Source organism: Streptomyces deserti (genome assembly GCF_054782695.1).
On the sequence record NZ_BAAGRZ010000004.1, the window covers coordinates 198,778 to 219,781 of the forward strand.

20 protein-coding genes and 1 pseudogene are annotated in these 21,004 nt (G+C 71.3%); 7 read left to right on the top strand and 14 right to left on the bottom strand.

Annotation, left to right across the window (positions count from 1 at the left end):
• Nucleotides 1–24 precede the first annotated feature (24 nt).
• The gene (locus ACYVMZ_RS11135; protein ID WP_461078190.1) at nucleotides 25–1,200 is read right to left on the bottom strand and encodes a glycerophosphodiester phosphodiesterase; all 1,176 of its coding nucleotides are present in this window, start codon (nucleotides 1,198–1,200) and stop codon (nucleotides 25–27) included.
• A 428-nt stretch (nucleotides 1,201–1,628) separates the two neighbouring features.
• Here ACYVMZ_RS11135 and ACYVMZ_RS11140 point away from each other — a divergent pair, with 428 nt between their 5' ends.
• Nucleotides 1,629–2,303, top strand: a complete 675-nt coding sequence (locus ACYVMZ_RS11140) for a lysophospholipid acyltransferase family protein (RefSeq protein WP_461078532.1) — start codon at nucleotides 1,629–1,631, stop codon at nucleotides 2,301–2,303.
• A 26-nt stretch (nucleotides 2,304–2,329) separates the two neighbouring features.
• On the opposite strand, the gene ACYVMZ_RS11145 is transcribed toward ACYVMZ_RS11140, so the two are convergent.
• The 8 genes and pseudogenes from ACYVMZ_RS11145 to ACYVMZ_RS11180 all read right to left on the bottom strand — a co-directional run bounded on the left by ACYVMZ_RS11145 (nucleotide 2,330) and on the right by ACYVMZ_RS11180 (nucleotide 10,397).
• Nucleotides 2,330–3,076, bottom strand: coding sequence for a sensor histidine kinase (locus tag ACYVMZ_RS11145; protein ID WP_461078534.1), 747 nt, complete (start codon nucleotides 3,074–3,076; stop codon nucleotides 2,330–2,332).
• A gap of 111 nt (nucleotides 3,077–3,187) precedes the next feature.
• A pseudogene (locus tag ACYVMZ_RS11150) lies at nucleotides 3,188–3,351 on the bottom strand (PHP domain-containing protein); the annotation flags it as partial.
• A gap of 88 nt (nucleotides 3,352–3,439) precedes the next feature.
• Nucleotides 3,440–4,972, bottom strand: coding sequence for an MFS transporter (locus tag ACYVMZ_RS11155; RefSeq protein ID WP_461078192.1), 1,533 nt, complete (start codon nucleotides 4,970–4,972; stop codon nucleotides 3,440–3,442).
• Nucleotides 4,969–5,520 carry a TetR/AcrR family transcriptional regulator gene (locus ACYVMZ_RS11160; RefSeq protein WP_461078194.1) on the bottom strand — a complete coding sequence of 184 codons (552 nt, stop codon included), beginning with the start codon at nucleotides 5,518–5,520 and terminating at the stop codon, nucleotides 4,969–4,971. The genes ACYVMZ_RS11155 and ACYVMZ_RS11160 overlap by 4 nt, the downstream gene beginning before the upstream one ends.
• A gap of 83 nt (nucleotides 5,521–5,603) precedes the next feature.
• Complete coding sequence (locus ACYVMZ_RS11165) at nucleotides 5,604–6,575, bottom strand: aldo/keto reductase (RefSeq protein WP_461078196.1); 972 nt, start codon at nucleotides 6,573–6,575, stop codon at nucleotides 5,604–5,606.
• 63 nt (nucleotides 6,576–6,638) lie between these two features.
• The gene (locus ACYVMZ_RS11170) at nucleotides 6,639–7,466 is read right to left on the bottom strand and encodes an alpha/beta fold hydrolase (protein ID WP_461078198.1); all 828 of its coding nucleotides are present in this window, start codon (nucleotides 7,464–7,466) and stop codon (nucleotides 6,639–6,641) included.
• A gap of 203 nt (nucleotides 7,467–7,669) precedes the next feature.
• Nucleotides 7,670–9,100: an argininosuccinate lyase gene (gene argH, locus ACYVMZ_RS11175; protein ID WP_461078200.1), complete on the bottom strand. Its 1,431-nt coding sequence runs from the start codon at nucleotides 9,098–9,100 to the stop codon at nucleotides 7,670–7,672.
• Between the two features lie 103 nt (nucleotides 9,101–9,203).
• Nucleotides 9,204–10,397, bottom strand: coding sequence for an argininosuccinate synthase (locus tag ACYVMZ_RS11180; RefSeq protein ID WP_461078202.1), 1,194 nt, complete (start codon nucleotides 10,395–10,397; stop codon nucleotides 9,204–9,206).
• Between the two features lie 214 nt (nucleotides 10,398–10,611).
• On the opposite strand from ACYVMZ_RS11180, the gene ACYVMZ_RS11185 reads away from it, so the two are divergent.
• The 6 genes from ACYVMZ_RS11185 to ACYVMZ_RS11210 all read left to right on the top strand — a co-directional run bounded on the left by ACYVMZ_RS11185 (nucleotide 10,612) and on the right by ACYVMZ_RS11210 (nucleotide 15,921).
• Nucleotides 10,612–11,448: a hypothetical protein gene (locus tag ACYVMZ_RS11185; RefSeq protein WP_461078204.1), complete on the top strand. Its 837-nt coding sequence runs from the start codon at nucleotides 10,612–10,614 to the stop codon at nucleotides 11,446–11,448.
• A 132-nt stretch (nucleotides 11,449–11,580) separates the two neighbouring features.
• Entirely contained in the window at nucleotides 11,581–12,168 is a 588-nt protein-coding gene (locus ACYVMZ_RS11190; protein WP_461078206.1) for a pyridoxamine 5'-phosphate oxidase family protein, read from the top strand.
• 3 nt (nucleotides 12,169–12,171) lie between these two features.
• Entirely contained in the window at nucleotides 12,172–12,864 is a 693-nt protein-coding gene (locus ACYVMZ_RS11195) for a L,D-transpeptidase family protein (RefSeq protein WP_461078208.1), read from the top strand.
• A 67-nt stretch (nucleotides 12,865–12,931) separates the two neighbouring features.
• The gene (locus ACYVMZ_RS11200; RefSeq protein WP_461078210.1) at nucleotides 12,932–14,314 is read left to right on the top strand and encodes a ferredoxin reductase family protein; all 1,383 of its coding nucleotides are present in this window, start codon (nucleotides 12,932–12,934) and stop codon (nucleotides 14,312–14,314) included.
• A 40-nt stretch (nucleotides 14,315–14,354) separates the two neighbouring features.
• Nucleotides 14,355–15,125 carry an FMN-binding protein gene (locus ACYVMZ_RS11205; protein ID WP_461078212.1) on the top strand — a complete coding sequence of 257 codons (771 nt, stop codon included), beginning with the start codon at nucleotides 14,355–14,357 and terminating at the stop codon, nucleotides 15,123–15,125.
• Nucleotides 15,118–15,921 carry an FAD:protein FMN transferase gene (locus ACYVMZ_RS11210; protein WP_461078214.1) on the top strand — a complete coding sequence of 268 codons (804 nt, stop codon included), beginning with the start codon at nucleotides 15,118–15,120 and terminating at the stop codon, nucleotides 15,919–15,921. The genes ACYVMZ_RS11205 and ACYVMZ_RS11210 overlap by 8 nt, the downstream gene beginning before the upstream one ends.
• 13 nt (nucleotides 15,922–15,934) lie before the next feature.
• On the opposite strand, the gene ACYVMZ_RS11215 is transcribed toward ACYVMZ_RS11210, so the two are convergent.
• From ACYVMZ_RS11215 to argC, 5 genes are read right to left on the bottom strand one after another with little or no spacing between them, the layout of a single operon-like run.
• Nucleotides 15,935–16,477 carry an arginine repressor gene (locus ACYVMZ_RS11215; RefSeq protein ID WP_461078216.1) on the bottom strand — a complete coding sequence of 181 codons (543 nt, stop codon included), beginning with the start codon at nucleotides 16,475–16,477 and terminating at the stop codon, nucleotides 15,935–15,937.
• A 7-nt stretch (nucleotides 16,478–16,484) separates the two neighbouring features.
• On the bottom strand, nucleotides 16,485–17,735 hold the full coding sequence (locus ACYVMZ_RS11220) for an acetylornithine transaminase (RefSeq protein ID WP_461078536.1): 1,251 nt from the start codon (nucleotides 17,733–17,735) through the stop codon (nucleotides 16,485–16,487).
• Between the two features lie 20 nt (nucleotides 17,736–17,755).
• A complete protein-coding gene (argB, locus tag ACYVMZ_RS11225) occupies nucleotides 17,756–18,664 on the bottom strand; it encodes an acetylglutamate kinase (protein WP_461078218.1) in 909 nt (302 codons plus the stop codon).
• The gene (gene argJ / locus ACYVMZ_RS11230; RefSeq protein ID WP_461078220.1) at nucleotides 18,661–19,812 is read right to left on the bottom strand and encodes a bifunctional glutamate N-acetyltransferase/amino-acid acetyltransferase ArgJ; all 1,152 of its coding nucleotides are present in this window, start codon (nucleotides 19,810–19,812) and stop codon (nucleotides 18,661–18,663) included. The genes argB and argJ overlap by 4 nt, the downstream gene beginning before the upstream one ends.
• Entirely contained in the window at nucleotides 19,809–20,837 is a 1,029-nt protein-coding gene (argC, locus tag ACYVMZ_RS11235; RefSeq protein WP_461078222.1) for an N-acetyl-gamma-glutamyl-phosphate reductase, read from the bottom strand. Before argC ends, argJ begins: the two co-directional genes overlap by 4 nt.
• Between the last annotated feature and the right edge of the window lie 167 nt (nucleotides 20,838–21,004).

Consider the following 21,004-nt stretch of genomic DNA (forward strand, 5'->3'; position numbering starts at 1 on the left):
TCATCCCATCGGGGAGACGACGGCTCACCTGTTGACGAAGTCCTCGCGGGCCAGCAGGCCGGTGTCGGGGTGGTCGGTGAAGACGCCGTCGATGCCGGTGGCGAAGTAGGCCCGGTAGGCGCCGAAGACGTCGCCGTAGGCGTCCGCTTCGGTGCCCTTGCGGAAGTTCGCGGGCAGGAAGGGGTTTTCGTTGCGCAGGGTCCAGGGGTGCAGGACCAGACCCACGCGGTGGGCGTCGGCGACGAGGGTGGTCGGCTTGGTGAGGTTGCCGGCCGCGTCCCTCGGGATGATCAGGTCGAGGGTCGGGCCGATGCCCCGGGCGTAGGAGGCGATCTCCCTGAGGCCGGCGGGCTTGATCAGGTCGGCGACGGTGCGCGGGTCGCCGTTCTCGACGAAGTCCCAGGGGCGGGTGGTCGCGCCGGACAGCAGCACCACGAGGGGGTTGTCGACCAGCTTGTTCAGGCGCTGGATGCTGGTCGGTTCGAAGGACTGCAGGATGACCGGCGAGTTCCACCTGTCCTTGCGGTACTTGCGCAGCAGCTTGGCGACGCGCTCCTCCAGGGCGAGGTCCTGCTTGCGGAAGTAGGTGGGGTGCTTGAGTTCGGGGTAGATCCAGACCTGCTTGCCGCGCTTGCGGGTCTGCTCGTCCTGCCACTTGAGGACTTCCTCGAAGGTGGGGATCTCCCAGCGGCCGTTGTAGAGGGTGTTGTGCGGGCGGTTGGCCGGGATGCGCTCGATCGCCCGCAGGGTCTTCAGCTCGGCGAGCGTGAAGTCCTCGGTGAACCAGCCGGTGGTGGAGACGCCGTCGAGGAGCTTGGTCGTCTTGCGGTCGGCGAACTCGGGGTGGTCGGCGACGTCGGTGGTGCCGCCGATCTCCGGCTCGTGGCGGCAGACCAGGTGGCCGTCCCTGGTGGGGACGAGGTCGCCGGCCTCGACGATGTCGGCGCCCATGTCGAGGGCCAGCTGGTAGGCGCCGAGGGTGTGTTCGGGGCGGTAGCCGCTGGCTCCGCGGTGGCCGATGATCGTGGGGACGGGCAGGCTCTTCATGCCCCGGCCTCCCTGGCGTGCGTCGGCTCTCGCCGTGCCGGACAGACCGAGGACGGCTCCGCCGGCGCCGAGCACGGCCGCGCCGAGGAGCGCCCGCCGTCCGGTGCCGGGCGCGTTCTCCTGCACCTGCTCGTTCGACTCCTGCGTTCCCATCAGCGGCCTCCCTGCCGTCGACCTCGTTGTTCCCTTGCGCTCCGCCCCCGAGGGGCGGAGGTGCGGCCGATCGTAGGGGCGTGCCCATGACGGAGGGGAGACGGCGGGCGGAACACGCGGGTGACGCTGGATGTCGTACAGGGCGTACGGGGACGAAGATGTGACGGATTGTCGATTCCGGTTCGATTCGGTCCGGCCGGGCGGGGGACCCGTCCGGTGTGTCCCGGGGCGACGTCCGTCACATCGTGGCGGTCGCGTTACGCGCCGTCCACGGCGCGCCACCGCAGGTAAACGTGCGTCAACAGTGCGTAAGACCTCGGTGAATCCGATCTGCCCGATGTGCGGGATCCCCCGGGCCGCGAGTAATGTCCTCACCTGCACAGACTCATACGGCATCCATCGACGGCATCTTGACACCGGAGGGCCCGTTGTCCCGCTTCGCGCTCATCAAGGCAGTGCTCGGCCCGATCATGCGCCTGATGTTCCGCCCCCGGGTGGAGGGCGCTGAGCACATCCCGGCCGACGGGCCGGTGATCCTGGCCGGCAACCATCTGACGTTCATCGACTCGATCGTGCTTCCGCTGGTCACCAAGCGGCAGGTGTTCTTCATCGGCAAGGACGAGTACGTCACCGGCAAGGGCCTCAAGGGCCGGCTGATGGCGTGGTTCTTCACGGGCGTCGGCATGATCCCCGTGGACCGGGACGGCGCGAACGGCGGTGTGGCGGCGCTGATGACCGGGCGCCGGGTGCTGGAGGAGGGCAAGATGTTCGGCATCTACCCGGAGGGCACCCGCTCCCCCGACGGCCGCCTGTACCGCGGCCGCACCGGTATCGCCCGGCTCACCCTGATGACCGGCGCGCCCGTCGTGCCGTTCGCGATGATCGGCACCGACAAGCTGCAACCGGGCGGCCGGGGCATGCCGCGGCCGGGCCGGGTCACGGTCCGCTTCGGCGAGGCGATGGAGTTCTCGCGGTACGAGGGCATGGACCGCGACCGCTATGTGCTGCGGGCGGTGACCGACTCCGTGATGGCGGAGGTCATGCGGCTGTCCGGGCAGGAGTACGTGGACATGTACGCCACGAAGGCGAAGAAGGCCGCGTAATCTTCCAGGCCTCTCGCAGGGGTCCCTCACACGGCGGGCTGCTCCTCGGGCGGCCCGCCGTTCGTGTGTCCGTCGCCGGAGGCGGGGAGCCACAGGACGAAGTTCGAGCCCTCCCCCACCCGGGAGAACAGCCGGACCTGCCCGCCGTGCGACTCCACGATCTGCCGGACGATGGCCAGGCCCAGCCCGGCGTGCCGGTCGCGTCCGCCACCGTTGCCCTTCGCCCGCCAGAACCGGTCGAAGACCCGGGCCTGGTCGTCGTCCGTGATGCCGGGTCCCTCGTCGCGTACGGCCGTCCACAGCCAGGTCCCGTCCCGGCCGGCCGCGACGGTGATGCGGGTGCCGGGCGGGGCGAGCCGTACGGCGTTGGAGAGCAGGTTGCCGACGGCCCGGCGCAGCGCGTCGTGGTCGCCGATCACGGTCAGGCCCGGGGCGAGCCGGCGGTGCAGGGCGAGGCCGCGTTCGGCGGCGAGCGGGGCGAACTCCTCGCAGGCCTCGCGGGCCGCCGCCGCGAGGTCGACGTCGGCGTCGGCGAGGGCGGGGGCGCTGCGGCGGGCGGTGGCGAGGAGGTCCTCGACGAGGCGGGTCATGCGGGTGGTGGCCCGGTCGACGCTGCGGGCCGCCGTGCGCCGGTCCTCCTCGTCGGCGTCCTCGGCGGTCAGGACGGCGTCGACGTTGGCGCGGATGATCGCCAGCGGGCTGCGCAGCTCGTGGGAGGCGTCGTCGATGAGCCGGCGCTGGGCGCGGAAGGCCTCGTCGAGCCGGTCGAGCATGGAGTCGACGGTGTCGGCGAGGTCGCGCAGCTCGTCCTTGGGGCCGGTGAGGCGGATGCGCTGGGAGAGGTCGGGGCGGCCCGAGTCGGAGTTCGACGCCGACGAGGTGGCCTCCGCCCGCGCGCACCCGTGGATCTGCCAGTCCAGCTGGCCCTCGGGCACTGCACGGGACGGCTGGTGACGGGACGGGCCCGGCGCAGCAGCCGCCGCGGCGGGTCGAGCCGCTCGGGCCGGCTGTTGATCTCCAGGGCCGTGCCGGTCTCGGCGCATGCCGCTCGACGCCGACGAGGTGTTCGCGGCATGCGCCGAGACCGTGTGGCCTGATCTCGGCGCTTCCGGCCCGCCCCCTGCGGCTCGGACCGGCTAGGAGTGCTCGGCCCCGCCCTCCAGCCGCTGCCCGCGCAGCAGGAACCAGGCCGCGACCGCCGCGGCCAGCAGGACCGCGGCGCCCACGCCCGCCGCCAGGGTCAGGCCGTCGACGAAGGACTGCCGGGCCGCGCCGAGCATCGTCTCGGCCGTGTGCGCGGGCAGGTGTGCCGCTGCCTGGACGGCCCCGCCCAGCGACTCGTGCGCCTCGGCCGGAGTGCCCGCCGGGCCGGGGAAGCCGCGGTAGACACCGGTCACGACGGAGCCGAGCAGGGCGATGCCGAGGGCCGCGCCGAGTTCGTACGCCGTCTCGGACACCGCGGACGCGGCGCCCGCCTGGTCCCTGGGCACGCCGGAGAGGATCACGTCGGCGGTCACCGTGAACGAGAACCCGGCACCGACGCCGACGACCAGCAGGGACGCACCCAGCAGCGGGTAGCCGGTGGACTGGTCGATGACGGTCAGCGCGGCGAGGGCCAGCCCGACGGCCGCGAGTCCGCCGGAGACCACGGCCCGCACCGAGAAGCGCCGGGCGGCCCGGCCCGCGACCAGACCGGCCGCCACCGCACCGATGGCGGCGGGCAGTTCGGCCAGCCCCGCCTCCAACGGGCGCCGCCCCTGCACGAGTTGCAGGTACTGCGAGAGGAAGAACACCAGCCCGGACAGTCCGAGGATGGTCAGCAGGTCGGCCAGCACCGCACCGCTGAAGCCGCGGTTGCCGAACAGCCGCATGTCCAGCAGCGGCGCCGGGAGCGTGAGCTGACGGCGTACGAACCCGTACAGGGCGGCCGCGCCCAGCAGGCCCGCGCCGAGCGTGGCCCACGCGAAGCCGTGCGCGGCGGCCTCCTTGACCGCGTACACGACACCGACCATGCCGACCAGGGACAGCAGGACGCTGACCAGGTCCCACGGGCCGGGGTTCGGGTTGCGGGACTCGGGCAGCAGCTTGATGCCGACGAGGACCAGGACGGCCATCACGGGCAGGTTGATCAGGAAGACCGAGCCCCACCAGAAGTGTTCGAGCAGGAAGCCGCCGGCGATCGGGCCGATGGCCGTGCCGGCCGAGGTGGTGGCGCCCCAGATGCCGATGGCCAGGCTGCGTTCCCGCGGGTCGTCGAAGAGGTTGCGGATCAGGGCGAGCGTGGCGGGCATCAGGGTCGCGCCGGCGACACCGAGCAGCGCCCGGGCCACGATCATCAGCTCGGGCGTGGTCGCGTAGGCGTTGAGCACGGATATCGCGCCGAACGCCGTGGCCCCGACGAGCAGGATCCGCTTGCGGCCGATGCGGTCGCCGAGGCTGCCCATGGAGACGAGCAGACCGGCGATCACGAACGAGTAGACGTCCCCGATCCACAGCAGCTGGGTGCCCGAGGGCCTCAGGTCCTCGCTGATGTAGGGGGTCGCGAGGCCGAGGACGGTCGCGTCGACGGCCACCAGCAGCACGGCGAGCACGAGCACCGACAGCGCGAGCCAGCGGGCCGGGCGCTTCACCGCCTCGGCCCCCTTCACCGGCTGCGCGGTACTGGTCATGATCCCTCTCCTCGCCGGACGCCGCCGAGCAACAGCTCGACGATCATGTAGCTGAAGTCCTTGGGGGCCACGCGGCCCTCCGACACGGCCCAGGCGCCGGAGGCCAGCAGGCCGTACAGCGCCTCGGTGAGCCAGGCCGGGGTGAGGTCGATACGGAACTCGCCGTTCGACTGGCCGCGCCGGAACAGGGCGGCGATCCGCTCGTCGATGCGGGCCCAGCCCGCGTTCTGCTCCTCGCCCTCGAACAGCTGGTTCTCGGAGTAGAGGAAGGCGAGCAGGCCGGCGGCGGGCTCGATCGCCCGCACCAGTCGGTGCACGGCGTCGCTCGCGGCCCCCTCGTCCAGGCGGGCCGCCTCCAGAGCGGCCTCGCACTCCGCGATGCCGAGCTCCTCCAGCGCCCGGACGAGCGCGTCACGCCCGGCGAAGTGACGGTGCAGGGTGGCCCGGCTGAGCCCGGCGGCCTTGGCGACCTCGTCCATGGTCGCGGTGGATTTCCGGGTCAGCAGAGCTGCGGCGGTGCGCAGTACGTGGTCACGATCGACAGCCATGAGACAACCGTAGCCCATATGAGACATGAATGTCTCACACCGGGCATGCGTGGCTCACAGTCGCCGATCGCGAAAGGGTGTTGTCAGTGCCAGGGCAGCTGCCCGCGCCGCTCCCAGTACGCACGCGGCTCCTGGACCAGCCCCGCCAGCCGGGCCAGCTGGTCCTCGTCGAGGTCGACGGCCGCGGCGTGCAGGTTCGAGACGAGCTGCGTGACGGTCGCCGCGCCGGAGAGGACGACACCGGCCCAGGGCTGCCGCAGGATCACGGCGAGAGCGACCGCGTCACAGCCCAACCCGGTCTGCGCGGCGACGTCCTTCAGCACCTGCGGTGCGTGGGGCTCGGCGAGCCGGCCGTTGGCCATGCCCTCCTTGACGATCACGGTGAGCCCGGCGTCGTGCGCCTCGGCGAGCGCGGGCGCAGCGGAGGTCTCCAGGACGTTGTACGTGGACTGGACCGTACGGAAGAGGGGCTCGCCCTCGACCGTCACCGCCAGGGCGGCGCGGATGGCGTCGACCTGGGCCGGGCCGCTGGTGGAGAAGCCGACGGTGAGGCCCTGCGCGGCGGCCTCGGCGAGACGGGCGTGGAGTTCCTTGTCGGTGAGGGCCGGGCTGTCCGGGGTCACCGAGTGGATCTGGTAGAGGTCGAGCCGGTCGCCGAGCAGGGCCTCGGTCTCGGCGCGCTGCCGCTCGTACGCGGCGAGGCTGTGGTCCTTGACCTCGTGCTGCTCGGCGTCGGTGGACCAGTCGGCGGTGTAGGTGTAGCCCCACTTGCTGCCGACCACGATGTCGTCGATGTCGGGCCGGGCGTTCAGCCAGTCGGCGAGGAACTCCTCCGAGCGCCCGTAGGAGCGGGCGGCGTCGACGTAGCGGACGCCCTGGGCGTAGGCGGCGTCGAGGAGTTCATGGGTGCGCTCGCGCAGCGCGTCGACGGTGCGCTCGGCAGGGAGGTCCCGGTCGCGGCCGAGATTGATGTAGCCGGGTCGGCCGACGGCGGCGAGTCCCAGTCCGAGGTGTGCGGTGGGCGTGGTCACGGCGGCCAGGCGGGTGAACGACATGAGCACTCCCTGCACGAGCGGCGACGGGCGTATCCCGCCCCAATCTACCCAGGCCCGGGCGGTTCAGCCCGTGCTCACGCAGCGCGGCACGAGGGCGGGGTCGGCCGGTCCCTTGCGGCCCAGGGCGTTGAGCACCCACTGCTGGACCAGCGGGGACTTGGGTGCCTGGTCGTGCTCGGTCATGTCGAGCGGGCAGCGGTCCTGGAGCAGCACGTTGGTCACGTAGGAGCCGGGGCCGTCGAGGAAGGAGCTGGTGTAGGGCACCACGACCTCGTCGTACTTCGTGGCGATCGCCGTGTAGTCGGGGCCGACCGGGGTCTCCGGGTCCGAGTTGAGCTTCTGGAGGAAGTCCGAACCGGTGGTCTGGTCGGCACAGGAGGGGCAGGTGGTGGCGCCGGCCGCGAGGGCGAGGGGGTTGCTGGTGCCGTGGTTGGACGGCACGATCCCGACGAGGTCGTCGACCTTGGTCGCGCCGCCGAGGAACTTCACGTAGTAGCGGGGCATCATGCCGCCCTGGCTGTGACCCACGATGTCGACCTTCTTCGCGCCGGTCGCGCCGAGGACGGCGTTGACGAAGTCGCGCAGCTCGGCCGCCGAGTCCGGGATCGGGGCGGTCTCCAGGTCGCCGTACTCGAAGGAGAAGACGCAGTAGCCGGCGTTCGCGAGGGCGGGCGAGAGGGTCAGCCAGTTCTCGTACGAGGTCTTGAAGGTGCCGTTGACCAGGACGACGGGCTGCGGGTGGGCCGAGTCCGGCTTGCAGGACCAGTCGTTGGCGCCGGGCGGCGGCGTGTCGGCGGCGCGCGCGGGGGCCGTGAGGCCGAGGGCGCACAGCGCGGCGACCGCAGTGGCGGCGAGGAGGCGGGCGGTTCGTCTGGTACGGGCTGCGCGCATGACGTCCCTTTCATACTCGGAGATGATCGAGCGCCGTTCGGCAATGCCGAACGGCACCGGAATAGTTACTTCCGGGTAGGAGAACGTCAAGTTCTCGGCCAGTGGCCGAAACTCATCTGTTATGGAGGCCGGGGCCGAACGGCCCGGGCAGCACGAAGGGCCCGGACATGGTGTCCGGGCCCTTCGGTGACTCCTGCGGCTGGTCAGGCCTGCTTGGCCGTCGCCCACTCGTGCTGCGCCGCCACGTCCGCCCTGACCTCTGCGAGCTGGACGGCGACCGCGCCGGGCGCCGTACCGCCGCGGCCGTTGCGGGAGGCGAGGGCGCCCGGGACGTTGAGGACGGTGCGCACCTCGGGGGTCAGGTGGGCGGAGATCTTCGCGAACTGCTCGTCGGTGAGCTCGTCCAGCTCCTTGCCCTCGGCCTCGGCGACCTTCACGCACTCACCGGCCACCTCGTGGGCGACACGGAAGGGCACGCCCTGCTTGACCAGCCACTCGGCGATGTCGGTGGCCAGCGAGAACCCGGCCGGGGCCAGCTCCTCCATGCGTTCGCGGTGCACCGTGAGGGTGGCCATCATGCCGGTGAAGGCCGGGAGCAGGACCTCCAGCTGGTCGATGGAGTCGAAGACCGGCTCCTTGTCCTCCTGAAGGTCGCGGTTGTACGCGAGCGGGAGGGCCTTCAGCGTTGCCATGAGGCCGGTCAGGTTGCCGATCAGGCGGCCGGACTTGCCGCGCGCGAGTTCCGCGATGTCCGGGTTCTTCTTCTGCGGCATGATCGACGAGCCGGTGGAGAAGGCGTCGTGCAGGGTCACGAAGGAGAACTCCTTCGTGTTCCAGATGATGACCTCCTCAGCGATCCGGGAGAGGTTGACCCCGATCATCGCCGTGATGAAGGCGAACTCGGCGACGAAGTCCCGGGAGGCCGTGCCGTCGATGGAGTTGCCGGCGCTGCCGTGCTCGAAGCCCAGGTCGCGGGCGACCGCCTCCGGGTCCAGGCCGAGGCTGCTGCCCGCGAGCGCGCCCGAGCCGTACGGCGACACGGCCGTCCGCTCGTCCCACTGCCGCAGCCGCTCGGCGTCCCGGGACAGCGCCTGGACGTGGGCGAGGACGTGGTGGGCGAAGAGCACCGGCTGGGCGTGCTGGAGGTGGGTGCGGCCCGGCATGGCGACGTCCGGGTGGGCCTCGGCCAGGCCGATCAGCGCGTCCTGGAGGTCGGCGACCAGACCGCCGATGATACGGGCGTGGTCCCGCAGGTACATGCGGAACAGGGTCGCGACCTGGTCGTTGCGGGAGCGGCCCGCGCGCAGCTTGCCGCCGAGGTCGGGGCCGAGGCGCTCCAGCAGACCGCGCTCCAGGGCGGTGTGGACGTCCTCGTCGGCGATGGTGCCCACGAACGAACCGTCGGCGACATCCCCCTCCAGCTGGTCGAGCCCGGCGAGCATGCGCCGCAGCTCGTCGTCCGTGAGCAGCCCGGCCTTGTGCAGCACGCGCGCGTGCGCACGCGAACCGGCGATGTCGTACGGCGCGAGCCGCCAGTCGAAGTGGACGGACGCGGACAGCTTGGCCAGGGCCTCGGCGGGACCGTCGGCGAAACGGCCGCCCCAGAGCCGTACGTCACCGCTGTTGCTGCTCACTTGCTCGTACTCCTCGAAATGGCTGTGGATGTGCCACCGCCTCCCCACGGGATGAGCGGGGAGGCGGTTGTCAGGCTAGTGCGTGTGAGGTGACCCGGCGCTCTTACGCGAGGTCGCGCTTGGCCGCGATCTTCGACGACAGGCTGTAGATGTCGATGAAGCCCTTGGCCGCGGACTGGTCGAACGTGTCGCCCGTGTCGTAGGTCGCGAGGTTGAAGTCGTACAGCGACTCCTCGGAACGCCGGCCGGTGACGACCGCGCGGCCGCCGTGCAGGGTCATCCGGATGTCGCCGGAGACATGCTGGTTGGCCTCGTTGACGAAGCCGTCCAGGGCGCGCTTGAGCGGGGAGAACCACAGGCCGTCGTAGACCAGCTCGCTCCAGCGCTGCTCGACGCCCCGCTTGTAGCGGGCCAGCTCCCGCTCGACGGTGACGTTCTCCAGCTCCTGATGGGCGGTGATCAGGGCGATGGCGCCCGGAGCCTCGTAGACCTCGCGGGACTTGATGCCGACGAGCCGGTCCTCGACCATGTCGATCCGGCCGATGCCCTGGGCGCCCGCGCGCTCGTTGAGCTGCTGGATGGCCTGCAGGACGGTGACGGGCTTGCCGTCGATGGCGACCGGGACGCCCTCCTTGAAGGTGATGATCACCTCGTCGGGCTCGCGCGGGACGGCCGGGTTCTGCGTGTACTCGTAGATGTCCTCGATGGGGCCGTTCCAGATGTCCTCGAGGAAGCCGGTCTCGACGGCGCGGCCGAAGACGTTCTGGTCGATGGAGTACGGCGACTTCTTGGTGGTCGCGATCGGCAGGCCCTTCTCCTCGCAGAAGGCGATGGCCTTGTCGCGGGTCATGGCGTAGTCGCGGACCGGGGCGATGCACTTGAGGTCGGGGGCGAGGGCGACGATGCCGGCCTCGAAGCGGACCTGGTCGTTGCCCTTGCCGGTACAGCCGTGGGCGACCGTGTCGGCGCCGTGCTTCTTGGCGGCGGCCACGAGGTGCTTGACGATCGTGGGCCGGGACAGGGCGGAGACCAGCGGGTAGCGGTCCATGTAGAGGGCGTTGGCCTTGATCGCCGGGAGGCAGTACTCCTCGGCGAACTCGTCCTTGGCATCCGCGACCTCGGCCTCGACGGCACCGCAGGCGAGCGCGCGCTTGCGGATGACGTCCAGGTCCTCGCCGCCCTGGCCGACGTCGACCGCAACGGCGATGACCTCGGCGCCCGTCTCCTCGGCGATCCAGCCGATGGCGACGGAGGTGTCCAGACCGCCTGAGTAGGCGAGTACGACGCGCTCGGTCACGGGTTTCTCCTCACAGTGCATTCGCTGACATGCATGAGTATGCAGTAGTCCGCATGATTCGTCAATGTGGGGTCGGGTAGGGTGCGTTTTCGGACAGGCCGAGGGCAATTCGGGGAGGGCTTGAACGCTCGAAACCGCTTTCCCGTACCTCTCGCCGAACGCAGGCGCCGCGTTCGTACACCGACGACACCCCCGACCCGAGTGAGGCATCCGCATGTCCAGGGCTCTTCCGAAGTACAACAAGCGTCGCGTCGCGTTCATTGGCGGCGCCGCCGCGGTGGCGCTGTCCGGCACGGCGATCGCCGGCTTCGCGCTCGCCGGGGAGACGTCCAAGAGCAGCGGGAACACCGCCCGGACACTGGCGAGCCCCGGCACGATCACCTGCCCGGACGTCAGGTCGAAGCTGCCCGCGGTCCCGGCCTCCGCCAAGGCCGAGGTCGACCGCAACCTGGCGCTCCTCGACACCCAGATCCGCGAGGCCAACACGCGCCTGGTCAACACCGTCGGCCAGGGCGGACCCAACTTCGTCCAGAACGCCATCCTCGGCCCGCTCAAGGACAAGCGCGTGGCCACCGTCAACCGCATCGCCACCGCCATCGGCCGCACCGCCGCCAAGCCGCAGGGCCTGGACTCCCTGGCCACATGCACCCTCAACAAGGGTGGAAACGCGGCCGGGACCCCGCAGGCCGGCGGCAACACCGGGAACGCCGGGAACGCCGGGAACAATGGAAACGCCGGGAACGCGGGCAACGCCGGTCCGGGCACCATCTCCTGCCCCGACGTCCGCTCCAAGCTCCCGGCGGTCCCGGCCTCCGCCAAGGCCGAGGTCGACCGCAACCTGGCGCTCCTCGACACCCAGATCCGCGAGGCCAACACGCGCCTGGTCAACACCGTCGGCCAGGGCGGACCCAACTTCGTCCAGAACGCCATCCTCGGCCCGCTCAAGGACAAGCGCGTGGCCACCGTCAACCGCATCGCCACCGCCATCGGCCGCACCGCCGAGCGCCCGGCGGGCCTGGACTCGCTGGCCGCCTGCACGCTCACCAAGTGACGTGACAGGCGCCGTGGCCGCCCCGCGCAAGCGCCGGCCGGGGCGGCCACGGACGGCTCAGGTCACCGCACAGGCAACCGGATCCGTCAATTCCTTAGACAGGCAAAAGAATTGCGCTCATAATCGTTAGACATGGGAAAGACTTACGAGCGCATAGACGGCCGGCTCCGCACGTTCATCGAGGCGCAGCCGGTCTTCTTCACCGCCACCGCTCCCCTCTCCGCCGACGGCACGGTCAACCTCTCCCCCAAGGGCCTCAAGGGCTCCTTCGTCGTGCTCGACGACCGCACCGTGGCCTACCTCGACTTCGCCGGCTCCACCGCCGAGACCATCGCGCACCTGCGCGAGAACGGCCGGATCACGCTGATGTGGTGCGCCTTCCAGGGCCCGCCGAACATCGTCCGCGTGCACGGCCGCGGCGAGCCGATCTTCCGCGACGACCCGCGCTTCAAGGAACTGCTCACCCGCTTCCCGGACATCGACCCGGGCCTGCACGGCCTGCGCGCGATCATCGTGGTGACGGCGGAACTGGTCCGCGACAGCTGTGGGTACGCCGTCCCCCTCATGGCGTACGAGGCCGACCGCGATCTGCACGGCAGGCGTTTCGCGCGCGAGGACGACGACTCGCTCAGCGCGTACTTCACCAAGAAGGAGCACATCGCGACCAGCCTGGACGGACTGCCCGGGCTGCCGTTGCCGCTGCCGCCCTCTACCGTCTGAGCCATGCGCCCTGGTGTCGTGGCCCGCGCCGTCTGCTCCCTCCTCGCGCCCGGCGGCGGGCCGCCGTCCGCACCGCTGCCGGCACGGATGGCGGACACCGGGGGCGGTACGCAACTGATCACGGCACAGGCGCCCCGGCGCGGCTCGACGTCGGGCACGGTCACCTGGTGGGACCTCAGGGACGGGCGGTGGGTGCGGGCCGGTTCCGCACCCACGCGCTTCGGGGCGAAGGGGCTCGTCGAGGGCACGGCACGCAGGCAGGGCACGAACACGACGCCGACCGGGCTGTACGACCTGCCGTACGCCTTCGGCATCAAGGCGGCGCCGCGCGGCACGACGTACACGTACCGCCGCGTGCACCGGGACTCCTGGTGGTGCCAGGACGGCGACTCCCGCTCCTACAACCGGTGGACCGAGCCCCGGGCGGCCGACTGCGCCGCCGCCGAGGCCGAGCACCTCGTCACCTACCGGACGCAGTACGCGTACGCGCTCGTCATCGGCTTCAACTACCACCGTCCCGTGCGCGGGCGCGGCGCGGGCATCTTCCTGCATGTCAACGGGCGTGGGGCGACGGCCGGTTGTGTGTCGGTACCGCGGGACGCGATGCGGCGGATCCTCGCGTGGGCGGACCCCGCGAAGAAGCCGCACCTCGCGATCGGGACGGCGGGCGGGGCGACCGCGATCACGAAGTACTGAGCCGCTGAACACTCCCGCGTCGCGGCACGTATCTGTGGGCCAAGGGTCAAGTCCCCACGGAGGAACCGTGACCACCACGCTCGCAGGCGGCCGTGCCGCCCGCCGCCAGACGATGCGCCGCATCCGTCCGCGCCGCTCCCCGGCCGTCCCGCTGGTCATCGCCCTATGGGCGGGCGCGGCGGGCGTGCTGTGGCTGTGGTGGGACAACACGCCGTCCCTCGCGGACAACACGAGCAAGATCCTGGCCGCCGGCCGGATCACCGGCCTGCTCGCCGGCTACCTCATGGCGCTCGTGGTGCTGCAGATGGCCCGCGTGCCCGCGCTGGAGCGCCGGGTGGGCTCGGACCGGGTGGCGCGCTGGCACGCCATGACGGGCCGCTACACGCTCTGCCTGGTCATCGCCCACGTCTTCCTCACCATGTGGGGCTACGCGCTGCAGGCGGGCAAGACCCTCGGCGACGTCGTCCAGCAGACCATCGACTCCATCAACACGCTGCCCGACATGGGCAAGGCCGCCATCGGCACCGGCCTGCTGTTCGTCATCGGGTTCATCTCCATCGGCGGGATCCGCCGCAGGATCCCGTACGACGGCTGGTACCACGTGCACCTGCTCACGTACGCGGCGGTGTACCTGACGTTCTGGCACCAGATCAGCACCGGCAACGAGTTCGCCGTCGAGCCCTCCGCGAAGACCTTCTGGTACGCGCTGTACGGCTCGGTGACGGCCCTGGTGCTCTGGTACCGGATCCTGACGCCGATCCGGCTGAACCTGCGGCACCGGATGCGGGTCGAGGCGGTCATCGAGGAGACGCCGGGGATCGTGTCGGTGCTGATCGGCGGGCGCAAGCTGCACCGGATCGGCGCGGAGGCCGGGCAGTTCTTCCGCTGGCGGTTCCTGGCGCCGGGCATGCGGTTCAGCTCGCACCCGTACTCGCTGTCGGCGGCGCCCCGCCCGGACATGCTGCGGATCACGGTCAAGGCGATCGGCGACCACAGCTCGCGGCTGCGCGAGCTCACGCCCGGCACCAAGGTGTGGGCGGAGGGCCCGTACGGCGCGCTGACCGCGCAGCGCCGCAGCCGCGGCAAGGTGCTGCTGGTCGCGGGCGGCGTCGGGATCACCCCGATGCGGGCGCTGTTCGAGACCCTGCCGGGCGCCTCCGGCGACATCACGCTCCTCTACCGGGCCAACAGCACCCAGGACCTGGCCCTGTGGGGCGAGCTCGCCAAGATCGCCGACGAGCGGGGTGCGCGGCTGATGTACGCGGTCAACAGCCCCGACGGGGAACGCCCGGACATCTCGGCGGAGTCGCTGCAGCGGAAGATCCCGGACATCGACCGGCACGACGTCTTCATGTGCGGCCCGCCCGGCTTCGCACAGTCGGTGTACGAGGCACTGCGCGGGGCGGGCGTGCCTGCCCGCCGTATCCATCACGAGTCGTTCGAGATGTGAGCGACGGGACATCAACGCGACATCAGGAGCTTGAGAAACGATGAGGAAGAGCCACCCCGTCCGGCGTGCCGTGCTCGCCACCGCAGCCACCGTCTCCGGAATCGTGCTGCTGCTGTCGCTGAAGCCGGCCTCCGACCCGGGCTCCGCCCAGGCGGTGGGCGGCCAGGCCCCGCCCGCGGCGGCGCAGTCCCCGCAGGGCGGCGCCCAGGCCGCCGGGAACGGCACGGTCACCGGCGACGCGGCCCAGACGCAGTACGGCCCGGTGCAGGTACGCCTGACCGTGAGCGGCGGGAAGATCACGCAGGCGGAGGCCGTGCAGGCGCCCAAGGGCGGCAAGAGCGACCAGATCACGTCCACGGCCGTGCCCCGGCTCAACCAGGCGGCCGTGGCTGCGCAGAGCGCGCAGATCGACGCGGTGTCCGGGGCGACGTACACGAGCGCCGGCTACAGGCAGTCGCTGCAGTCGGCGCTGGACAAGGTCGGCGCCGCGTCCGGCTCCGGGTCGCAGGGCTCGGGAGGCTCGGGCGGCGCCCAGGCGGCGCGAACCGTCACCGGTAGCGCCGTCCAGACCCAGTACGGCCCGGTCCAGGTACGCGTCACCGTCAGCGGCGGCAAGATCACCCAGGCGGAGGCGGTCCAGGCGCCCAGCGGCGGCCGCAGCAGCCAGATCACCCAGAACGCCGTGCCGCGCCTCAACCAGGCGGCCGTGGCGGCCGGCAGCGCGGACATCGACGCCGTCTCCGGGGCGACGTACACGAGCAACGGCTACAGGCAGTCCCTGCAGTCGGCGCTGGACCAGGCCGGTGGCTGACACGGTGGCCGACTCCGCACAGGCTCCCGCCGCGGTACGTCATGCGGAGGAGGCGATGGGGACCGTCTTCTCCCTCGACGTCCGCGGCGGGGATCCCGGCGCGGTGCGCACGGCCCTGGACGAGGCGATCGCCGGGCTGCACCGGGTCGACGAGGTGTTCAGCACCTACCGCGAGGACAGCCAGGTCTCCCGGCTGGCCCGCGGTGAGCTGACCGTCGAGGAGTGCGATCCCGAGGTCGCCGAGGTGCTGGAGCTGGCGGCCGAGGCGGAACGGCTGAGCGACGGCTGGTTCAGCACGTCGTACCAGGGCCGCCTCGACCCGACCGGCATCGTCAAGGGCTGGGCCGTCGAACGGGCGGCCCGCCGGCTCGCGGCGACACCCGGCGTGAGCGGCGTCAGCGTCAACGGCGGCGGCGACGTCCAGCTGCTCGGCACCCCCGGGGGGCAGCGGCCCTGGCGGGTCGGGGTCTCGGACCCCCTGCGCCCCGGCGGCCTCGCGGCCGTCGTCTCCGCCGCCGGCACGACGGAACTGGCCGTGGCCACCTCCGGCACGGCGGAACGCGGCGCCCACATCATCGACCCCCGCACCGGCCGCTCCGCGGTGACGGACCTGGTGGCCGTGACCGTGGTGGCACCCCGCCTGACCTGGGCGGACTGCTGGGCCACAGCCGCGTTCGCGATGGGCTCGCGGGAGGGCCTGGCGTGGCTGGAGTCCCTGCCGGACGTGGAGGCCCTCCTGATCACGGCGGGCGATGAGGTGAGGTGTACGGGGGGCCTGGCGGCTCGACTGGGATGAAGCCCTACGGCGCTCAGTGCCCGTTCTGAGCCAGCCGCAGCAAGTGGTCCGCCAGCGCCTGCCCCCCATCAGGATTCCGGCTGATCAACAACAACGTGTCGTCCCCGGCGATGGTCCCCAGAATGTCGTGCAGCTCGGCCTGGTCAATCGCCGACGCCAGGAACTGCGCAGCACCAGGCGGCGTCCGCAGGACAACGAGGTTGGCCGAAGCCTCCGCGGAGATCAGCAGCTCCTGCGACAACCGCCGCATCCGCTCCTCCTTCGCCGACTCCCCCAGCGGAGCGCGAGGCGTACGGAAACCCCCCTCACTCGGCACCGCGTAGATCAGGTCGCCGTCGGTGTTGCGGATCTTCACCGCGTTCAGCTCGTCGAGATCCCGGGAGAGCGTCGCCTGTGTGACGCTCAGCCCGTCGTCGGCGAGCAGCTTCGCCAGCTGGCTCTGCGACCGCACCGGCTGCCGGTTGAGGATGTCCACGATCCGGCGGTGGCGTGCGGTGCGGGTCTGCGGCACGGCAGGCCCGGCGGTCCCGTTCCCGTGGTCCTGCGCCTGGCTCATCGTCGTCTCATTCTCCGGATCGTCCGTCCCCGTCGGCCCCGTCGGCCTCGGCGGCCTGGTCAAGGATGCCGGGCAGGGCCCCGAGGAAGGCGTCCACCGCGTCGTCGCCGAGGGTCAGCGGAGGCATGAGCCGTACGACATCGGGGGCGGGCGCATTCACGAGGAAGCCGGCGTCCTGAGCCGCCTGCTGCACCTTGGGTGCGAGCGGCTCGGTGAGCACGATACCCAGGAGGAGGCCCGCGCCCCGGACATAGTCGATCAATCCGTGACGGGAACCGCCGCCGGCGCCCTCGATTCCGTCACGCAACTTCTCGCTCTGCCGCTTGACGTTCTCCAGCAACCCCTCGTTCGCGATGGTCTCCAGGACGGCCAGTCCGGCGGCGCAGGCGACGGGGCTGCCGCCGAAGGTGGTGCCGTGGTGGCCCGGCTGGAGCAGGTCGGCCGCCCGCCCGAACGCCACCGTCGCGCCCAGCGGCAGCCCGCCGCCGAGCCCCTTGGCGAGGGTGACGACGTCGGGCAGCACGCCCTCGTGGGCCTGGTACTCGAACCAGTGGCCGGTACGGCCGATGCCGGTCTGCACCTCGTCGAGGACCAGCAGCGCGCCCGTGGCGGCGGTGATCGCCCGGGCCGCCTTCAGATAGCCCGCCGGGGGCACCACGACCCCGTTCTCGCCCTGGATCGGCTCGATGACGACGAGCGCGGTCTCCTCCGTCACGGCCGCGGCCAGCGCCTGCGCGTCCCCGTACGGCACGTGCGTGACGTCGCCGGGCAGCGGCTGGAACGGTTCCTGCTTGCCGGGCTGGCCGGTGAGCGCGAGGGCGCCCATCGTCCGGCCGTGGAAGCCGCCCTGCGTCGCGACCATGTGGGTACGGCCGGTGAGGCGGCCGATCTTGAAGGCGCCCTCGTTGGCCTCGGCACCGGAGTTGCAGAAGAACACCTTGCCGTCGCGGCCGAAGAGCTGGAGGAGGCGCTCGGCGAGGGCGACCGGCGGCTCGGCGATGAACAGGTTGGAGACGTGGCCGAGGGACGCGATCTGCGTGCTGACGGCCTCCACCACCGCCGGGTGGGCGTGGCCGAGCGCGTTGACGGCGATACCGCCGACGAAGTCGAGGTAGGCGTTGCCGTCGGCGTCCCACACCGTGGCGCCCGCACCGCGCACCAGGGCCAGCCGCGGGGTGCCGTAGTTGTTCATGAGCGCGCCCTGCCAGCGCGCGGTCAGTTCCTGGTTGCCGCCGGCGTTGCTCACGGCACTGGTCATGGCGTTGCTCACGGCGTTGCTCACGACTCCCCCTGATCGCTGTCGTCGGGCACGACCATGGTGCCGATGCCCTCGTCCGTGAAGATCTCCAGCAGGATCGAGTGCTGGACCCGGCCGTCGATGACGCGGGCGGTGTTGACGCCGTTGCGCACGGCGTGCAGGCAGCCCTCCATCTTCGGCACCATGCCGGAGGACAACTCCGGCAGCAGCTTCTCCAGTTGGGAAGCGGTGAGGCGGCTGATCACCTCGTCGGAGTTCGGCCAGTCCTCGTAGAGTCCCTCGACGTCCGTGAGGACCATGAGGGTTTCGGCGCCCAGTGCAGCAGCGAGTGCCGCAGCCGCCGTATCAGCATTGACGTTGTAGACATGGTGATCGTCCTGGGAACGGGCGACGGACGAGACGACCGGGATCCGGCCGTCGGCGAGCAGGGCCTCGATCGCGCCCGTGTCGATGTCGGTGATCTCGCCCACCCGCCCGATGTCGACGAGCTCGCCGTCGATCTGGGGCTGGTGCTTGGTCGCGGTGATGGTGTGCGCGTCCTCGCCGGTGAGGCCGACGGCGAGCGGGCCGTGCCGGTTGAGCAGCCCGACCAGCTCGCGCTGCACCTGCCCGGCGAGCACCATCCGTACGACGTCCATGGCGTCCTCGGTGGTGACGCGCAGGCCCGCCTTGAACTCGCTGACGATGCCGTGCTTGTCGAGGGCGGCGCTGATCTGCGGGCCGCCGCCGTGCACGACGACCGGCTTGAGGCCGGCATGGTGGAGGAAGACGACGTCCTGCGCGAACGCGGCCTTCAGGTCCTCGTCGACCATGGCGTTGCCGCCGAACTTGATGACGACGGTCTTGCCGTTGTGCCGGACCAGCCAGGGCAGCGCCTCGATGAGGATCTGGGCCTTGGGGAGCGCGGTGTGTTTACGCGTAGTGCTCATGACGAGTAGGCGCTGTTCTCGTGGACGTAGTCGGCGGTGAGGTCGTTGGTCCAGATGGTGGCGGTCTCGGAGCCGGCGGCGAGGTCGGCGACGATGTGCACCTCGCGGTAGCGCATGTCGACCTTCTCGCGGTCCTCGCCGACGGAGCCGTTCTTGCAGACCCAGACGCCGTTGATGGCGACGTTGAGCCGGTCGGGCTCGAAGGCGGCGGAGGTCGTGCCGATCGCGGAGAGGACGCGGCCCCAGTTGGGGTCCTCGCCGTGGATGGCGCACTTGAGGAGGTTGTTGCGGGCGATGGAGCGGCCCACCTCCACGGCGTCGTCCTCGGTCGCGGCGTTGATCACCTCGACCTTGATGTCCTTGCTGGCGCCCTCGGCGTCGCGGATCAGCTGCTGACCGAGGTCGTCGCAGACGGCCCGTACGGCCTCGGCGAACTCCTCGTACTCCGGGGTGACCCCGCAGGCGCCGGAGGCGAGCAGGAGCACGGTGTCGTTGGTGGACATGCAGCCGTCGGAGTCGACACGGTCGAAGGTGACCTTGGTCGCGGCGCGCAGGGCCCGGTCGAGGGTCTCGCTGTCCACGTCCGCGTCCGTGGTGAGGACGACGAGCATGGTGGCGAGGCCGGGGGCGAGCATGCCGGCGCCCTTGGCCATGCCGCCGACGGTCCAGCCGTCCTTCGTCACCACGGACGTCTTGTGGACGGTGTCGGTGGTCTTGATGGCGATGGCGGCCTTCTCACCGCCGTGCTCGGAGAGCTGGGCGGCGGCGGTCTCGACGCCGGGCAGCAACTTGTCCATCGGCAGGAGCACGCCGATCAGGCCGGTGGAACAGACGGCGACCTCGATGGCGCCCCGTCCGAGGACCTCGGCCACCTTCTCGGCCGTGGCGTGGGTGTCCTGGAAGCCCTTCGGGCCCGTACAGGCGTTGGCCCCACCGGAGTTGAGGACGACGGCGGAGACCTGCCCGCCCTTGAGGACCTGCTCCGACCACAGCACCGGCGCGGCCTTGACGCGGTTGGATGTGAAGACGCCCGCGGCGGCGCGGCGCGGACCGTTGTTGACCACGAGAGCCAGGTCCGGGTTGCCGTTCTCCTTGATCCCGGCGGCTATGCCCGCCGCTGTGAATCCCTGTGCTGCCGTCACACTCACGGCGCGACTCCGATCGTCGTCAGTCCGGTGGTCTCGTCGAGACCCAGGGCGATGTTCATGCTCTGGACGGCACCGCCCGCGGTGCCCTTGGTCAGGTTGTCGATGGCGCTGATGGCGATGATCCGGCCCGCGGCCGGGTCGTGTGCGACCTGGACCTGAACGGCGTTGGAACCGTAGACGGACGCGGTGGCGGGCCACTGCCCCTCCGGGAGCAGGTGGACGAAGGGCTCACCGGCGAAGACCTTCTCGTACGTCTCCCGCAGCGACTGTGCCGTGACACCCTCGCGCGCCTTCGCACTGCACGTGGCGAGGATGCCGCGGGGCATCGGCGCGAGGGTCGGCGTGAAGGAGACGCTCACCGGCTCCCCCGCGGCCGCGCTGAGGTTCTGCATCATCTCGGGCGTGTGCCGGTGGCCGCCGCCGACGCCGTACGGCGACATGGACCCCATGACCTCGCTGCCCAGCAGGTGCGGCTTGGGGGACTTGCCCGCGCCGGAGGTGCCGGAGGCCGCGACGATCACGGCCTCGGGCTCGGCCAGGCCCGCCGCGTACGCCGGGAAGAGCGCCAGCGAGACGGCGGTCGGGTAGCAACCGGGCACCGCGATGCGCTTGGACCCCTCCAGCGCAGCGCGGCAGCCCGGCAGTTCGGGGAGGCCGTAAGGCCAGGTGCCGGCGTGCGGGGAACCGTAGAACGTCTCCCAGTCGGCGGCGTCCTTGAGCCGGAAGTCGGCGCCCATGTCGATCACCAGCACGTCCGGCCCGAGCTGCTCGGCGACGGCGGCGGACTGCCCGTGCGGCAGCGCGAGGAAGACGACGTCGTGACCGGCGAGGACGTCGGCGGTGGTGTCCTGCAGTACCCGGTCGGCGAGCGGCAGCAGGTGCGGCTGCAGCGCTCCGAGTCTCTGACCGGCGTTGGAGTTCCCGGTCAGGGCGCCGATCTCGACCTCGGGGTGCGCCAGGAGCAGACGCAGCAGTTCCCCGCCCGCGTACCCGCTCGCTCCGGCCACTGCCGCACGTACCGCCATGGAATCCTCCTCCTAGAGGGCATGACTATACGTTTCGATGCACGTTTATGCAATCGGCCTGCGGCAGAACGGCACTCGTACCGTCGGGATTCGTACCGTCGGGTCTCGTACCGTCGGGTCTCGTACCGTCGGGTCTCGTACCGTCGGGTCTCGTACCGTCGGGCTCG

Excerpts from the sequence above, each read along its gene's own strand:
- ACYVMZ_RS11160 (WP_461078194.1), bottom strand. The coding sequence starts at position 5,520 with ATGGCTGTCGATCGTGACCACGTACTGCGCACCGCCGCAGCTCTGCTG.
- ACYVMZ_RS11165 (WP_461078196.1), bottom strand. The coding sequence starts at position 6,575 with ATGTCGTTCACCCGCCTGGCCGCCGTGACCACGCCCACCGCACACCTC.
- ACYVMZ_RS11170 (WP_461078198.1), bottom strand. The coding sequence starts at position 7,466 with ATGCGCGCAGCCCGTACCAGACGAACCGCCCGCCTCCTCGCCGCCACT.
- ACYVMZ_RS11220 (WP_461078536.1), bottom strand. The coding sequence starts at position 17,735 with ATGACCAGTGCCGTGAGCAACGCCGGCGGCAACCAGGAACTGACCGCG.
- ACYVMZ_RS11155 (WP_461078192.1), bottom strand. The coding sequence starts at position 4,972 with ATGACCAGTACCGCGCAGCCGGTGAAGGGGGCCGAGGCGGTGAAGCGC.
- ACYVMZ_RS11190 (WP_461078206.1), top strand. The coding sequence starts at position 11,581 with ATGGGAAAGACTTACGAGCGCATAGACGGCCGGCTCCGCACGTTCATC.
- ACYVMZ_RS11145 (WP_461078534.1), bottom strand. The coding sequence starts at position 3,076 with ATGCTCGACCGGCTCGACGAGGCCTTCCGCGCCCAGCGCCGGCTCATC.
- ACYVMZ_RS11195 (WP_461078208.1), top strand. The coding sequence starts at position 12,172 with ATGCGCCCTGGTGTCGTGGCCCGCGCCGTCTGCTCCCTCCTCGCGCCC.
- ACYVMZ_RS11205 (WP_461078212.1), top strand. The coding sequence starts at position 14,355 with ATGAGGAAGAGCCACCCCGTCCGGCGTGCCGTGCTCGCCACCGCAGCC.
- argB (WP_461078218.1), bottom strand. The coding sequence starts at position 18,664 with ATGAGCACTACGCGTAAACACACCGCGCTCCCCAAGGCCCAGATCCTC.
- argC (WP_461078222.1), bottom strand. The coding sequence starts at position 20,837 with ATGGCGGTACGTGCGGCAGTGGCCGGAGCGAGCGGGTACGCGGGCGGG.
- ACYVMZ_RS11185 (WP_461078204.1), top strand. The coding sequence starts at position 10,612 with ATGTCCAGGGCTCTTCCGAAGTACAACAAGCGTCGCGTCGCGTTCATT.
- ACYVMZ_RS11215 (WP_461078216.1), bottom strand. The coding sequence starts at position 16,477 with ATGAGCCAGGCGCAGGACCACGGGAACGGGACCGCCGGGCCTGCCGTG.
- ACYVMZ_RS11135 (WP_461078190.1), bottom strand. The coding sequence starts at position 1,200 with ATGGGAACGCAGGAGTCGAACGAGCAGGTGCAGGAGAACGCGCCCGGC.